General features: G+C 47.4%; 14 protein-coding genes and 3 pseudogenes. 9 read left to right on the forward strand and 8 right to left on the reverse strand.

The annotated features are described in order from the left end of the window. Positions 1–272 (forward strand): IS3 family transposase (locus ACLQ6D_RS06750; protein WP_411726522.1); only part of this gene is annotated, 272 nt, incomplete at its 5' end. Positions 273–295: 23 nt separating this feature from the next. On the opposite strand, the pseudogene ACLQ6D_RS06755 reads toward ACLQ6D_RS06750, so the two are convergent. The 4 genes and pseudogenes from ACLQ6D_RS06755 to ACLQ6D_RS06770 all read right to left on the reverse strand — a co-directional run. Further along, positions 296–768: pseudogene (locus ACLQ6D_RS06755) on the reverse strand (DUF4372 domain-containing protein); the annotation flags it as partial. Positions 769–959: 191 nt separating this feature from the next. Further along, positions 960–1,247 (reverse strand): hypothetical protein, encoded by a 288-nt coding sequence (locus tag ACLQ6D_RS06760; RefSeq protein WP_411726523.1) that lies wholly within the window; start codon positions 1,245–1,247, stop codon positions 960–962. Between the two features lie 150 nt (positions 1,248–1,397). After that, complete coding sequence (locus ACLQ6D_RS06765) at positions 1,398–2,327, reverse strand: beta-propeller fold lactonase family protein (RefSeq protein ID WP_411726534.1); 930 nt, start codon at positions 2,325–2,327, stop codon at positions 1,398–1,400. Positions 2,328–2,385: 58 nt separating this feature from the next. Continuing rightward, the gene (locus ACLQ6D_RS06770) at positions 2,386–2,949 is read right to left on the reverse strand and encodes an SRPBCC family protein (protein WP_411726524.1); all 564 of its coding nucleotides are present in this window, start codon (positions 2,947–2,949) and stop codon (positions 2,386–2,388) included. A 316-nt stretch (positions 2,950–3,265) separates the two neighbouring features. On the opposite strand from ACLQ6D_RS06770, the gene ACLQ6D_RS06775 reads away from it, so the two are divergent. After that, a complete protein-coding gene (locus tag ACLQ6D_RS06775; RefSeq protein ID WP_411726525.1) occupies positions 3,266–3,718 on the forward strand; it encodes a putative lipoprotein in 453 nt (150 codons plus the stop codon). Between the two features lie 12 nt (positions 3,719–3,730). Then, on the forward strand, positions 3,731–5,557 hold the full coding sequence (locus ACLQ6D_RS06780; protein WP_411726526.1) for a hypothetical protein: 1,827 nt from the start codon (positions 3,731–3,733) through the stop codon (positions 5,555–5,557). A 309-nt stretch (positions 5,558–5,866) separates the two neighbouring features. Here the strand turns inward: ACLQ6D_RS06780 and ACLQ6D_RS06785 are convergent. Then, positions 5,867–6,721 (reverse strand): annotated as a pseudogene (locus tag ACLQ6D_RS06785) (IS5 family transposase). 107 nt (positions 6,722–6,828) lie between these two features. Here ACLQ6D_RS06785 and ACLQ6D_RS06790 point away from each other — a divergent pair. Then, positions 6,829–7,516 (forward strand): annotated as a pseudogene (locus ACLQ6D_RS06790) (transposase). 161 nt (positions 7,517–7,677) lie between these two features. Next, positions 7,678–7,872, forward strand: coding sequence for a hypothetical protein (locus ACLQ6D_RS06795; protein WP_411726527.1), 195 nt, complete (start codon positions 7,678–7,680; stop codon positions 7,870–7,872). 64 nt (positions 7,873–7,936) lie between these two features. On the opposite strand, the gene fusA is transcribed toward ACLQ6D_RS06795, so the two are convergent. Continuing rightward, positions 7,937–10,021 carry an elongation factor G gene (fusA, locus tag ACLQ6D_RS06800; protein WP_411726528.1) on the reverse strand — a complete coding sequence of 695 codons (2,085 nt, stop codon included), beginning with the start codon at positions 10,019–10,021 and terminating at the stop codon, positions 7,937–7,939. 347 nt (positions 10,022–10,368) lie between these two features. On the opposite strand from fusA, the gene ACLQ6D_RS06805 reads away from it, so the two are divergent. The 3 genes from ACLQ6D_RS06805 (at position 10,369) to ACLQ6D_RS06815 (ending at position 12,868) form a co-directional block, all read left to right on the forward strand. Further along, complete coding sequence (locus ACLQ6D_RS06805) at positions 10,369–11,091, forward strand: metallophosphoesterase family protein (protein WP_411726529.1); 723 nt, start codon at positions 10,369–10,371, stop codon at positions 11,089–11,091. A gap of 266 nt (positions 11,092–11,357) precedes the next feature. Continuing rightward, positions 11,358–11,963, forward strand: a complete 606-nt coding sequence (locus ACLQ6D_RS06810; protein WP_411726530.1) for a hypothetical protein — start codon at positions 11,358–11,360, stop codon at positions 11,961–11,963. Further along, positions 11,963–12,868: an HTTM domain-containing protein gene (locus ACLQ6D_RS06815; protein ID WP_411726535.1), complete on the forward strand. Its 906-nt coding sequence runs from the start codon at positions 11,963–11,965 to the stop codon at positions 12,866–12,868. The genes ACLQ6D_RS06810 and ACLQ6D_RS06815 overlap by 1 nt, the downstream gene beginning before the upstream one ends. Positions 12,869–12,952: 84 nt before the next feature. Here the strand turns inward: ACLQ6D_RS06815 and ACLQ6D_RS06820 are convergent, their stop codons facing one another. Beyond that, positions 12,953–13,336 (reverse strand): hypothetical protein, encoded by a 384-nt coding sequence (locus ACLQ6D_RS06820; RefSeq protein ID WP_411726531.1) that lies wholly within the window; start codon positions 13,334–13,336, stop codon positions 12,953–12,955. A gap of 258 nt (positions 13,337–13,594) precedes the next feature. Here ACLQ6D_RS06820 and msrA point away from each other — a divergent pair, with 258 nt between their 5' ends. Further along, positions 13,595–14,209, forward strand: a complete 615-nt coding sequence (gene msrA, locus ACLQ6D_RS06825) for a peptide-methionine (S)-S-oxide reductase MsrA (protein ID WP_411726532.1) — start codon at positions 13,595–13,597, stop codon at positions 14,207–14,209. A gap of 234 nt (positions 14,210–14,443) precedes the next feature. On the opposite strand, the gene ACLQ6D_RS06830 is transcribed toward msrA, so the two are convergent. Continuing rightward, positions 14,444–14,674, reverse strand: coding sequence for a hypothetical protein (locus tag ACLQ6D_RS06830; protein ID WP_411726533.1), 231 nt, complete (start codon positions 14,672–14,674; stop codon positions 14,444–14,446). Between the last annotated feature and the right edge of the window lie 295 nt (positions 14,675–14,969).

Consider the following 14,969-nt stretch of genomic DNA (forward strand, 5'->3'; position numbering starts at 1 on the left):
AATATTGTCCGTCCGCCTACCAGGAGCTTTTCCATAAACACCAACTAACCGGTAGTATGGGCAAGAAAGGCGACTGTTATGACAAGGCGGCCATGGAAAGTTGGGACCACAGCTTCAAGGTCGAAGCGGTGCATGGTGGACGGTTCCAGACCCGTTTCGATGCCAAGTGTCAAGTGTTCGAATATATTGGAGTGTGTTACAACCGCAAACGGCTTCACCCCAGATTGGGCTATATGAGCCCAGTTGCTTTTGAAGCCAATAAAGTCGCTTAACGGGGTGTCCGTGAAATTGGGGCAAGATCAAGCAGGGTATGGAGCTTGACGGCAGCCTTGGTGGTACGGAAATGCGCCCATGGGAACACCGAGAGGCACAGGCCTATGGTAGTGGTGTCCAGTGCGTAGGTGGTCTGCGCGAGTTCCACCGAAAAGCTGTCGTTGGCGTAGGGCTTTCTTGCCGTCCCAATCAGGCGCATGGCGAAATCGGCGTAGATGCGCCAGTCGCGCTGTTCGTTGGCATCAGCCAATGTGGAACGGGAAGCCCGGCCACGGGTGCCTAAATGGTAAAGCTTGGCCTGATGGGCGCGCAGACAGGCCTCAATATCGCGCAGGCCCTCGGTAAGTCAGTTGCGCGAAGGCCATGGAGAGTTGTGGTCAAGATGTGAAAAGGCCTTGGTTGGATAGTTGGGAGGAAAACGCTCCACTGAGCGGCGAAACGTATGAAGGGGGGATGATCCATGAGTTGTGCAAACACCAGTTTTCCGGAATGCATGATGGGCAACCGGAGGGCGAAAGCCCCAGTTTCCCAAAAAACTCATATAGTTGAAATCGGTGACATCCCTAAACACGCCTTTTACTATTAACGATCAACATCTTAGGAAGCTGAATCAACAAAGTTGCCAGACACTACTGATACAGTATGTATATTTAATTAGCAATTCTACATCCGTTATCCTATGGGACCTACTCATCCCCAATCCAATCCGTCAAAGCTCCTATGATGGCCTTCGCTTGCTCTTTGCTTGAAATGTTGAACTTGGATTTCTGCCGGTATTCGCCATTCTGTTTTTGATAACGGCGAATGGTATATTTATCCAGGCCATATTCCCCCTTTGTGTTATTCCAGTCCTGATAACGGAATATCACCGTGGCCCATGCGCCTTTGGTCAGTACTTTTTTTTCCAGTTCCTTAACCGTTTCAATGCCGCCATCCTGATAAGATACGGTTAACTCGTCTACTGTTTCTGCCATATTGTGCCTAATTAGTTTATTGGATCAATGCCATTAAGTTAAGAAAAAGCTCGTTGTTCCGGCAAAGCCTGCCCCCGGTCAGGGATTGCCGTGGGGAATGCCGGTATGACAGTTTAGTTTAATGGTGTTGCTCCTGGGAAAGAGTTTTTATTATTTACCAAAAAACTGCCCAAAGCCTCGGCTCCCTTCGCCTGTTTTAATGGTGTTGACAACCTTTAAATTCCTGGCATCGATGACAGAAACGTTACCGTCAAACCAGTTTGCCACGTAGACATACCGGTCATCCGGGTGGGTGCTGATGCCTTCGGGCTTATCGCCGACGGGGATCAAGCCGATTTCTTTCAGCGTTTCCGTGTCGATTACGGAAACCGAACCATCATCCTGATTCGTCACAAACAGGCGGCTGTCGTTAAGCGCCAAGGCTGTTGCATAAGGCAGCATATTAACTTTCACGGTGGCAATCGCTTTCATAGCCCTTGTTTCTACCACTGTGACATCATCACTCTTTACGTTGGCGGCATAAAGGCGGTCGCCACGGGTATCTAGCGTCAGGCCAAAGGGATGTTCGCCAACCTGTACCGTTTTTATGACTGCCATCTTTTGGGTGTCAATCTTGGACACTGAATTATCAAGACGGTTGGCGACATACAACCAGCGGTTGTTGGGGCTGACCATGAGGCCGGACGGCGATTCCCCTACGGCAATCGTGCCGATAATCTTCAAGTTCTCAGCGTCAATAACCGAGACGGTATTGTTATACCAATCGGCAACATAAATGTGCTTGCCGTCCGGGCTAACGGTTATCCCTAAAGAGCCTTCAGTTACCTTGACTTTAGCGATGACTTTACGCTGTTTGGTGTCAATAACCGCAAAACCGTTGGCTTCGGGCGTACTGGCGTAGACCTTATCACCATCCGGCGATACCGCAACGCCAGCCGGTTTGCCTTGGACGACAATCGTGTCAACTACCGTTCCAGTTTGCGTATCAATAACCGATACGCTGTCATCCAGTTGATTGCTGATGTAGGCATAAGGCGCCGCCGCAAGCGGTAAGGCCAAACCAACAGCAGCCAATGCCATAACTGCCGCCAGATAATTTGCTCGTAACACCTTATTGGCCTTATGCGCTGAGTTACTATTACTTCTCAGCCAAGGTTTTTAAATTCTCCAACCCTGCTTTAAAGATTGCTTTTACCGCGGTATTGGCCGCTTCTTCATTCATTTCCGGCGGTGGATTGTTGTTGGTATAAGCGCGGTAAAAGCCCGCTTTCCAAATGACCACCGTGGTATCGCCTTTCGCTTCAAGATCCATGCTGGCTGCGTAATTGTCTGCTGGCAACACCGGGACTTTTGCTTCTGCACCGGCATGGCTAATGGTTTTGGCGGTGCTCATTTCCGTAATTTTGTAGGCAAAAGACATTTTGCCTTCATCGTACTTTTTGAGTTCTTCGGTAATCGTGCCGCCGTCTTGCAAAGTCAACACGCGGGTTGCGCCTACGCTATTACCGCCTTGGCCGGTAGTATTTTTAACAGCGGGCAACCACGACATGTCGCCGTATTCCTTGATAATGCCCCACACTTTTTTGGCAGGCGCGTTAATAGTGATTTGTTCCTCAACTTTTTGACGAACGGGGCCGTGTGCCTGGGCGACTGCCACAAACAAAAAAGGCAACAATGGGATATACAGGTAAGATTTCTTCATATTTATTTCCTTAAGGATCGTAAAAAACACAGGGATTATAATATGACAGTGTTGCGATGCAAGCCGGAGTTTTTCTTATCGTAAACCTTCTGCGGTTATTTTTAGCTTAGAATGGTTCTAATGGTGGCAAGAAACTGGTACGATGTTTGGGTAAGTGGAAATATCTTGCCAAGTCCTGAGCCTGTCGAACCATGGATGGAATCAACTTGTTCAGGGTTTCCTTAAACAGAAAAGTAACGCCTTGCTGGTTCAGCCGACGTAGGATTTACAGGTTTTCGTATTTTATCGTGTGCTGATGGCATATTTTGGAGAGATTATGGTTAGTTTAGGTCATACGAGTACACGCTATTACGCTGTTTTGGGAGTAAGCACAGTGCTTGCCCTTAGCGGCTGTTCCATATCCGACAGCGTTGGCTCAATCTCGGATAGCGTTTCAGGTTTTTCAACCTCGCCCAGCAAAAGTAGCGAAAAGGATACCAAGAAGACTGGCGATAACCAATATGAAAATGAGGTTCAGGATTTTACGGTGACGTATATGCGCACAAATTCCAGCCTAGCCAATCAAAATGCCTTTATGAAAGGCATCAGTGATGTCGCCTCACAGAACAGCATCGTGGATTGGGAAGCTAACCCAAAAACTTATCGGGCTATCGGCAAAGGGTTGAGAAAAGCCAGGGTTTCTGGTGCTCAGTACGACAATTACAAAAAGCAATTGTCCAACGGCGATTCGGGCAAAATGGAAGATATTCAAGAAGGTTACAATAACTAAGGCCAATCCAGTGTGAAAGCGGTATTACTGGGATTACTGCTATTTGTGGGCAGCGCAAACGCGAAAGTATTTCAATTCTTATACATAGAAGCCAGCGAAGGCAATTCCAGTGGTGGACACGTTGCCGTCCAGTTGGGCGACGATGTCTATCATTACCAATATGAAAACGCACTCATCCGCCTGTTCAAGCACCATGCAGGCGCTTTTCAAGTTAATTATCAATTACTCCAGAACCGCAGCTTACACATTGCAGATATTGAAGTGTCCGATAGCGCTTATGATCGTATAAGCAGTTATTTTAAGGTGCGGTTTTTCGGGCAAACGCAACGGCTAAAGCATTTACGGGCCTTACAGCACGATCAATCCTTGTTGCGGGCTTTGTTGCAATGGAAGGCAGGCAAGCCGGTAACTTCCTCAGCCGCACCGGAATTATCGCCACATTTGCCAGGGGCGGGCTTGTTTTACAGCGATGGTAATTGGGGGGCGGCAAAAAAAACGGTTGCCGAATGCGATACGACTCTATCAAGTGCAAAAATCATAGCCGAGGTAAGGCAACAGCTTGAAACTCAGTATGGTAAAAAATTTCTGTCGGAAAAAATAATCTACTTGAATAAAGCGATAGACCAGCTTTCTCCCGCCGATATAAGCGATGCTTCTCATTATTCCTTTTCTGAACGGTACAGCGATTTGCTGAATGGCTTGCTGGCCTTACAGGTTTTGCAGAGATATCAACCCTTGACGGACAGAGCGTGTTTCGAAGCTGATCTCCTGGAAATGCGGCTGAATGGTGAAGAAATAAAACAAGCGAAAGATTATCAACAAGCACAATTGCACACAGTCCAGTCCTTAATGGTTTCAAAACGACCTGACTGGGGCTATGCCTTGTTCGTAACATTGGCGCGGTTGATCGTTATTGAGCAATCCATAAAGGCCCGGCATTGGACATTTCTGGATGACACTAACGAAAATGCCATTGCTATCCCTAAGCAACAATTAGCGCTTTATGACGGACACATGCAAAAGCAGCGTCGAGGTGATTTAATGCGTTTGCACGAGGCGGTCTCTGACTTGGGGGGAAGTTCAGGTTCTTATGAACGACGCTACGTTACCCTAGAAATGGCAGCAAACCGCTATCAACAATGGCTAGAAAGTGACAAAACAGGGGCATTACGTTATCAAAGCGAACAACCGCTGCCGGAAAAAAGTATTCCTTCAACCCGTTTTTTATTGACGGATCTGCCCGCAGGACAACTAGAAATTGCCCTGCATCATCAGGAGATGGACGCTGAACGCCTAATCACGGAAGATAGCGACCGCAATGCCTATCACTTGTTGACTAAAAATTGTGTCACAGCCCTGTTTGAACTCATCAATCAAGCGGTATCTGGGCAGTCGGAACAAATGCTGGGCGGATTCATTGGCCCTAAAATTAATTTTATTCCCTTCCAAGCGTTCGACTCGGTACAAGAGGCGTATAACGTCGTCAACATCAGGGAACTGCCTGCTTACCGGCAACAGGAATTGACAAAAATGTACAATCGGGAGGTCGATAGTTGGGTGTTTGCCCGTGAATCGAATGTTTTCAGCTCAAGCCTGTACGACCATAACCCGGATGATGCCTGGTTTGTGTTTTTTACGGATGATACCATTTTGCTTCGACCGTTGTTTGGCGCGGTCAACACCCTGGCGGCCACAAGCCAAAGTGTATTGGGCTTGATACGCTGGCCGTTCGACGAAGGCAAGGAAATAAAAATAGGGGTTCGAGGGGTTTTAGCGAGCCTGCCAGAACTGGCATTTTTCAATATTCGGAAGGGGAGTTATCCTTATTCTTTAAGATAATTAGTTGCCGTACCAGGATTACAAAAATTTTGACGCTAACCTCAAAGTTACGTGGAATTGCCTTATCAGCAAATCCATGTGCAACTTTTTTATTGTTTATCCACATAGTAGTAGGTTACACAATGATACCCAATTAGTCCGAGTTAACAACATTCCATTCTTTGAGGGCTTACGGCAGAGGGCATGATCCAGACTTGTTATCGGTAGTAAAATTATGAATGCCGACTTTCGTCAATATACCCATTTCCGAAAGATATGAGATAAATGAAGCCGCAAATTCGGCCGAATCCTGTTCAATGTACTTAGAACTTATCCATAAATAATATTCCCCTGGTTTTTCCGATTGATTCTACCTAGGACGATGACCGAAGCGGCCAGCATGAGCAGGCTGAGGTGGCTCCTGTCCATTTTTTCATATCGCACCGGGAGTTTCCTGAACCGGTTGAACCAGGAATGGCAAACTTCGATAACCCAATGCCTAGCCTTGAAGCCAGGGTTCTTGTTTTTTCCTTGACATCTTCGCCGCACGGCCTGACACGGGGGACATAGCCCCTTTCCCCGACCTCGCGCTGGGCAGTCTCGCCCACGTAACCGGGGCATCCAAACAAAGATTTTATGTGGACAGGGATCCCGGCCTTTGTCAGGACGCTCGATGATGACCCCATCCAGGATGGCGGCGAGCAGCTTGACATCATGGGTGTTTGCGCCTGAGCACAATCGCCCCTTTTCATCAACTAGCAGGCTCCTTTAGCTTGCCTTTTTCCCCGGCCGGTGGAGTTCCTGCCCACCAGTTCCAGCGCCATCGGCACCTTGACCATCGCGCCGTCCAGGCTTTGCCATTCCCAGGCCAGCCCCCAGTTCGCCGTATTCCAGCAGGCAGGCTCGCCATAGCCGCTCGAACAGCCCCGCTGCCTGCCATTCGAGGAAACACTTGTGGACTGCGCTGGCGCTGCCAAAGTCGGCCTTGGGGAGCGCTTCCCATGGGCAGCCCGTACGCAACACGTACAGGATGCCCTCAAACACTTTCCGTGGGTCTTGCGGCTTCCTGCCACTGCCCAGCTTGCGTTTGTAGGCCTTGTCGGAATCCCTTTGCCGCCCTAGGATCAACCCTTCCACGCGCATCCAAAAATCATCGGTAACTTTCCGGCTTTGTAGTCTTTTCAATGTATTGCAGCCTTTGCTAAGGTAATTTGTTGAAATTCTTTCACAATAACCTGGAATTTATCAAGTTATTTGTGGATAAGCTTTTAGGATTTCACTGGGAGACCATCATGGGAAGGGCAGAATTTATGCAGTTAATTAGCTCTTCGTGACTTAGGCTGTCATCAACGCAAACGGTTGAGTGCGGCCTTGAAACAAGCCTCCGACGGAGCCAATGCCCTTGACTTGATTGAGGCCTGCTTTGGGGCAAAATGCCTGTCCACACTGTGCCAATGCCGAGTTGTACCGCAACGGTTGGGTTAGCGGGCTGCAACGTTATTATCGCCGACATTGCCACAAGACCTTCAACGCTCTCACGGGCACGCCGCTGGCACGGCTTCGCGACCAGTCAAAATGGCTGGATTATCTGGCTGCGATGGCGAAGCCATTGACCGTGCACCAGTTTGCCGCCGATATTAGTGTCCATCGCAACACCGGCTTCCGATGGCGGCACTGGTTCTTGAACTGGATCAGCCAGGATCGCCCCTCTAAGCTTCACGGCATCACCAAAGCCGATGGAACCTGCCTTCTGGAATCGAACAAAGACCAACGGAACCTAGGGCGCAAGGTACGTAAACGGGGTGGCAGCGCATCCAAGCCCGTTAAAGCACAGTGGCTGGTACTCTTCCATGGCGTGGTGACTCATACTTAACCAGCTACCTGGGCTGGCGACGGGCTTTTGAACAGCAACGCCAACTCAACCCGGAAACGCTGCTCTGTGCCGCTATGGTAAATTTTCATTATTTAAGGGTGACATAGCCTTCGCGAATGATGCGCCTCGTTGCTCTGCAAATCCAAATTTACTGTTGGCGAAATAGGTTGACAGGTTGGCGGATGAGGTCTACAAGATAGTGTAGGGAATCTGCAGGACGGCGGACGATGGCGTTCCGCCGCCTCGATTAACCTCATAACTAGTGGTGATGACAATGTTGAGGATGGTGTTTGAGGTAGTGATGGTGATAGCGGTAGTGGGAGGGATGGTGTTCATGATGAAGGTGAGCGCAAAAGAGGATAACTTCAATAAAACGTTGCGCGATTATGGTGGTGACAATGAAGATGGTGACAAAGAAGATGGTGACAAAGAAGATGGTGAAAATGATCCCAAAAGCCCATAGGCTGGGTTGATAAACCCAGCCATCATCGGTAGTGCTGGTTTTCGATCCTCAACCCAGACTACAACTATTTGTTTTTATTACGCTCGTTAACTTCCTTGATGACTTCATCGGCCACGTTTTTCGGGCACGGCATGTAGTGTGAAAATTCCATGGAGAACTGGCCTCGGCCTGAAGTCATGGTACGCAAATCACCGATATAACCGAACATTTCGCTGAGCGGCACATCCGCTTTCACGCGCACACCTGTGATACCGGGATCTTGCGACTTAATCATGCCACGGCGGCGGTTAAGGTCGCCGATCACATCCCCGACATGCGCTTCCGGTGTGAAAGTGTCCACTTTCATGATCGGTTCGATCAATTGAGGCCCTGCCTTTGGAATAGTCTGACGGAACGCGGCTTTAGCGGCAATTTCGAACGCTAGGGCAGAAGAGTCAACTGCGTGGAAAGCGCCGTCAGTCAAGGTGACTTTAAAATCCAGACAAGGGAAACCTGCCAACACGCCTTTGTCCAGCATGCTTTTAAAGCCTTTTTCGACTGCCGGCCAGTATTCGCGTGGCACGTTACCACCAGTAACCGCTGATTCAAACGCAAAACCACTGCCTGGTTCACCTGGCTCAATAACGTAATTGATTTTACCGTATTGACCGGAACCACCGGACTGTTTCTTGTGGGTGTATTCATCTTCAACCCGTTTGGTGATGGTCTCGCGGTAAGCCACCTGAGGCTTACCGACGATCACATCTACGCCGTGGGTACGTCTTAAGATATCAACTTTAATGTCAAGATGCAACTCACCCATGCCTTTAAGGATGGTTTCGCCACTGTCTTCATCAGTAACAACGTGGAAAGAGGGATCTTCTTGGATCATTTTTCCCAGCGCGACACCCATTTTTTCAGAAGCGCCTTTATCCTTAGGACTAATCGCCACCGAGATAACGGGATCGGGAAATACCATCGGTTCTAATGTTGCAGGGAATTTTGGGTCGCATAGGGTATGGCCGGTTTGAACGTTTTTCATGCCCAGCACAGCGACGATATCGCCAGCTTGGGCAGAATCCAGTTCATTACGGGCATCGGCGTGCATTTCAACAATACGGCCGATACGCTCGGTTTTGCCAGTAAAGGTATTGAGCACGGATGTCCCTTTTTCCAGCTTGCCTGAGTAGATACGCAAGAAGGTCAACGCACCAAAGCGATCGTCCATGATTTTGAATGCCAACGAACGCAAGGGCTTATTGGCATCAACAATCGCATATTCACCGGTAGGATTGCCTTCGAGATCAATTTCGGGCTGGGGGTTAACGTCTGTTGGGCAAGGCAAGTAATCGACAACGCCATCCAATACCAACTGCACCCCTTTGTTTTTGAACGAAGAACCGCAGAAAGTCGGGAAGAAATCGAGATGGATAGTGCCTTTGCGGATACAGCGTTTAATGGTATCAATATCAGGTTCTTCACCTTCCAGATATTTTTCCATGACATCGTCATATTGATCGGACACCTGGTCGATCAATTTTTCACGCCATTTCTCAACATCCGCCACCATATCGGCAGGTACATCATCTATATGGTAATTCATCGGGTCGCCGGAATCGTCCCATATCCAGGCTTTGCGGGTAAGAATATCCACGACACCGGAGAACTGGTCTTCGGTGCCAATAGGCAGCGTCATCACCAGGGGAACCGCGCCCAGGACTTCTTCGACTTGTTTGATTACGCGGAAAAAATCAGCACCTATACGATCCAGTTTATTGACATAAATAACCCGCGCAACCTTAGAATCGTTAGCATAACGCCAGTTGGTTTCTGATTGTGGCTCAACCCCGCCAGAACCGCAGAACACGCCAATGCCGCCATCCAAGACCTTTAGCGAACGATAGACTTCGATAGTAAAGTCAACGTGTCCAGGCGTATCGATAATATTAAAACGATGGTCTTTCCAATAACAGGTGGTCGCAGCGGATTGAATGGTAATGCCGCGCTCTTGTTCCTGCTCCATGAAATCGGTCGTCGCCGCACCGTCATGCACTTCACCAATTTTATGAATTTTACCGGTGAGTTTTAAAATCCGCTCAGTGGTCGTGGTTTTGCCAGCATCTACATGCGCGAATATACCGATATTTCTGTAAAGCGATAAATCTGTCATAGTTGTACTCTATTGTGGGCATAAAAATTTTCTGGAGACTACTGGGGTAGTGTCTCTTAAGGGTCCTAACCTTGGCTATGGACGACAACCCTAAGTCCTGTACCAGCCAAGTTTTGAAAACCGTACATATTAACCTAAAATCCTTACAACAATACGGGAATCCTATCAAATTTTGTTGTGGTAACATTTGCGTAGATTATTAAGCCTTATTCATAAGGTTGGTTTATACCTTTTCAATCCGAGTACCAATGCGCTTATTAATAGGGTTGAACGCACTATGTCCCTTAACCTTATCCATTAATAATGGCAGTTGCAAGTAGCCTAAATGAGTTGGCTGTGCTACTAATATGCACATCATCCACAATCAATCGCCACTACCCGATAACAATCCTGTGGACATATCTAAGAAAATTTTATTCGCCGGCGATCCGCACGGAAATTTTAGGCCGCTGATAACGGCCGTGCACCACCATAGGCCGGAAGCGGTTGTGCTGTTGGGGGACTACGACCTGGAAACGCCGCTGGAAAACTCGCTGCAAGAGATTGTCGGTTTTACTGAAATCTGGTGGATTGCCGGTAACCATGATTTCGAGACACCCGACAAACACCACAATCTATTCCATTCCGCGCTGGCAGACAAAGGCCTGCACTTAAAAGTCGCTAATGTTGCGGGCATCCGCATTGCCGGGTTAGGCGGCATTTTTTTGGGCAGGGTGTGGTATCCGCCACAAGCGCCCAAATGGGCAAACAAGCAGCAATATATTGATGCCCAACGCCCCCATTTCAGGCGTGGTGAGATGCCGTTAAAGTATCAGGGCGCAATCTGGCATGATGAATTCCAAGCATTAGCGCAGTTGAAAGCCGATATCCTGGTCTCCCATGAAGCACCAGGGTCACATAAACACGGGTTTCCGGTTATTGGTGAGCTTGCCTCAGCAATGGGAGTTAAGCACATTTTTCACGGACATCTACACGAAAACTATTCCAAGACCATCAAACACAACATCCAAGTATTCGGGGTCGCGAATGCTACGGTTGCTGATTTGGCCGGTAACACGATAAGCAATTGAAGAGGAGGCTTGTTTAGCCCTAATCGGCTGGGCATCCTGGCTAAAGTCTGGTCAATCAGTTTAACATTATTAAATGCTAGTCCCAAAAACGCCGCCACACTCTACTGAAGTTTTGATAGTCACTAGCTAGTGCAGCACCGTGTTGTATTGACGATTAGACTTTCAATGATATTGTTAAATATCAATACATTATAAACAACACTATGGCTAACGAAAATCGGTGCTGCACTAGTTTTTGTCATGTACAGAGAAAATTGCCAATTATCATGAAAAAACTGCTGATTCCAGCTTTTTGCCTGTCGCATATTGTCGCCATTTTCTGGTGGACGGTATCGAACAGTCTTGGCGGAATGGTTTTGGCAAATACCGGGCAAGGGATCTTGGAAGCGAGGCTGTTCAAATGGATGATGCTGGATGATTTCCCAAGAGTGAATTCATTGCTGCAAAAGTATATTGATGTGACGGGTAGCCAGCAGTACTGGGATATTTTTGCGCCACATAGCCCTAAATTCCATCAATACTTGTCAGTTTGCGGTTCGATCGTCACTTATCCTGAGCAGGGAAAAATAGTGTGCAAGGATAAGCCCTTGTTCAGCAATCTGGATGGCAATCTTGACAACAACTCAAAAGCGTTCAAACGGTTTGGCAGTGATCGCAGCCGATTGTACCGCTTAACTGAAAATTTGGTTAACCTGGAAGACCCATTATTGCTGGAAGCTTTTACACAGTATTATCAAACACAACATCACAGCAAAGTTGCTGATAGCGCACCAGCCCAGTTAGTGTTGCATCAGTTTGAATTACATCCCGAATTGAAAGACTTGCCCAAAACCGGTTACCGGATGGATAAAGTCCTATGGATTAGCCGTTGATGCAAGGCGTGTGGGAAAATTATTGGTACAAGTCGATTGACGCGAGGCAATATGCCGCGCTACGTATTGCTTTCGGTGGCTTATCGGCTATTTATTTACTTGGCTTGTTGCCTTATGTGGAAACGCAGTTTAGCGGTTCGGGCTGGTTGAGCGATATTCAGCAAATAACCATACAAAACGGCGGTAGCTGGTCGCTGTTTTTCATTCAAACAGGAGGTCATGCCGCAATGATGGCTTATGCGGTCGTTACCGTGGGAATAGTGTCGGCTTTCCTGCTGATGCTCGGCTGGCATAGCCAGGTGACTGCTTGTATAACCTGGCTGGTTTGGGTTTCACTGTGGAATCGCAATCCGTTGCTGCTCGATGGTGACGATGCGGTGCTTAAAGTGATGTGCTTTTATTTGATGCTGTCGCCTTGCGGAAACTGCTGGTCGGTCGATGGCTGGTCAAACAAAAAGCCGCAACACGTCGCTGTCTGGCCGTTACGGTTAATTCAATTTCAGGTTGCTTTGATCTATTTCGTGTCGGGCTGGGTTAAATTTTACAGCGATGAATGGCTGGATGGCTCGATTATGCAATACGTATTGATCCATCCACACTATTCCCGTTGGGATGGCTGGGCTATCATTGACAAACCGTTGATTACAGGAATATTGGCGGGTCTTGCCGAGTTTATAAGATGGTGGGAATTGCTGTTCCCGCTCTTGCTGATAAATGCTTACACGCGCAAGTTAAGTATTTTGATAGGCATTCTGTTTCATGTGGGTCTGCTGCTGACCATGAACCTGCGTTGGTTTGCGGTCATTATGCTGTCGCTCTATCCGGCGTTGATGTCTAATAGTTGTTTTCTTCGTGTTGAGGAGAAGTTGCTTAAATATTTTCCGCTAGCGGGTAAGGCGCAATAGCCGTTGGCGTATTGCGCCAAACGTTGGACTCCGTTGTGTCGCAACACGCCGCTCCTATTCTGATCTACAAAATTAATAATCAAATCACTCGGCGACTTTCACCAACCAACCGCCTGCGCCTTTGCAATTACTTTGTGCATCGGCAGTGATGGCAATTCTGGCATAAGCGCTTTTAACTGATGCAGGTAGGCTTCCACTGACCTCAAAAGTACCGTCATTTTTTGGATTGACTTTGATGGTCGCTGGCTGATCTTTTACGGTGACCTTAATGGTATTTGGGTAAGCGTTTTTAGATGCGGTGAAAGAAAAGGCTGAACCCGTTGCAACTTCCGCATTTTCAGCCGGAACAAAATCTGTAAATTTAGGTTTGTCACAGGCTTTTGAACTGCTACTGCCGCCTCCGTAAGCCCAGCAAGCGCTGGTAACAAACATTAATGCAAAAATCCACAAGCAATTATATTGTTTCATTATTATGCCTCATCGTGTTGTTATAGTGGTTTTTGGGGGTGCGTTGTACAAGTTAACTGATTTCAGAAAATTGTCAAACAGTGCCTGTCTTAGCTTATAAGTTCCGACGTTTGGGATAACCTGCTATCACTACTAATGTGGTGTCTGTAGTAAAAGCCAGGAAAAATTGTTGGCTAGCCAGTAATCGCAGTTATACTTCAAGGAATGGAGGCATTTCGAATCCTTATATAGTCAGTTAACAATAAAAGGGTGGTTCAAGTGATAAAAAAAATTTTGCAGGATTACCTGAACGTCGTTTTGGTGAGTTATTTATTGCTTAGTGGTAGTGTGATGGCTGAGAAGAATGCCGCTGAAAAAACGGCAGTGGCTATTTTTGCAGGAGGCTGTTTTTGGTGTATGGAACCGCCGTTTGATGCCTTGCCCGGTGTTATCAGTACGATATCGGGTTACACCGGAGGCCATACCGAAAACCCCACTTACAGAGAGGTTTCAAACGGCAAAACAGGCCATGTAGAGGCTGTGGAAGTGACTTATGATCCGGCTAAAATAACCTATGATAAACTTCTTGAGGTCTTTTGGCATAACATAGACCCGTTTGATGACGATGGACAATTTTGCGACAAAGGCGATCCGTACAAAGCGGTCATTTTTTACCAGGATGAAAAAGAGAAACAGCTCGCTGAAGCAGCGAAAACAGCCGCTAAGACAAAGTTGCCCGATGAACCTATAGTTATCTCAATAAAGCCTGCCGGAAAATTTTTCCCGGCTGAAGAATACCACCAGGATTACTACCTAAAAAATCCAAAAAGGTATAAGTTTTACCGCTTTACTTGTGGGCGTGACCAACGTCTCAGTCAGGTTTGGGGTGAATAAAATGCCAAGTTTGGACTATCGGGCCGCCCCGATTATGTTTGAAACCGTTCGGGCTTGTCGAAACCCGCTAGCCTTCCGGCTCAAGGCTACGGAGTTAATACTTCATAAGCCTAAACTTTTTGAAAAGTTGGTTAATGCTTTAATTGCCCATTATTCCCTATTAAAAAACAGGATTACAAAGATAAGCCCAACCACAACAGCAGGCATGATGAAATAACTGCCTTGCGGTTCTTCCTAGTTTTCGGTGCCTTTACGCAAGGCCGGGTCTTTAGCCCCATCATACTTTTCCCCTAGTTTAATTAAAATCGTATTGGGTCGAATTAATTCAAAGGTGTCCCCGTAGCTAAGGCTAGGCAAAAAATCAGGCGATTTAAAATTAGGGCCGCTATTTGCAGAAACTTGAAAACATGGCAAAGTGCCAAGTAAGATGATAATGCCCAAGATTGGAACTATTTGTTTTATCATGGTTTTCTCCGAATTAATTGTAGGAAAATAGAGTAAGCAACTCATGCTTAAGTTTAGCCCTGCAATCTTAATGGAACCTCTAAAAATTCAAAAAACTCCTTTTCCCTTCGGGAGAAGGTTGGGATGAGGGCTTTATATTCAAACGCTTACATCCCTCACCCTAGCCCTCTCCCAGAGGGAGAGGGAATTGCCTCAACCCAATTCTTTAGCGGCATCTTCAGTCCGGGAAAACACCTTGCCGGGCTTGAGTTGTTCAAGAAAATCGGTTTTGCCCAGTTATTCCAGGAACAGGTTA

The organism is Methyloglobulus sp. (genome assembly GCF_046714055.1).
GTDB lineage: Bacteria > Pseudomonadota > Gammaproteobacteria > Methylococcales > Methylomonadaceae > Methyloglobulus.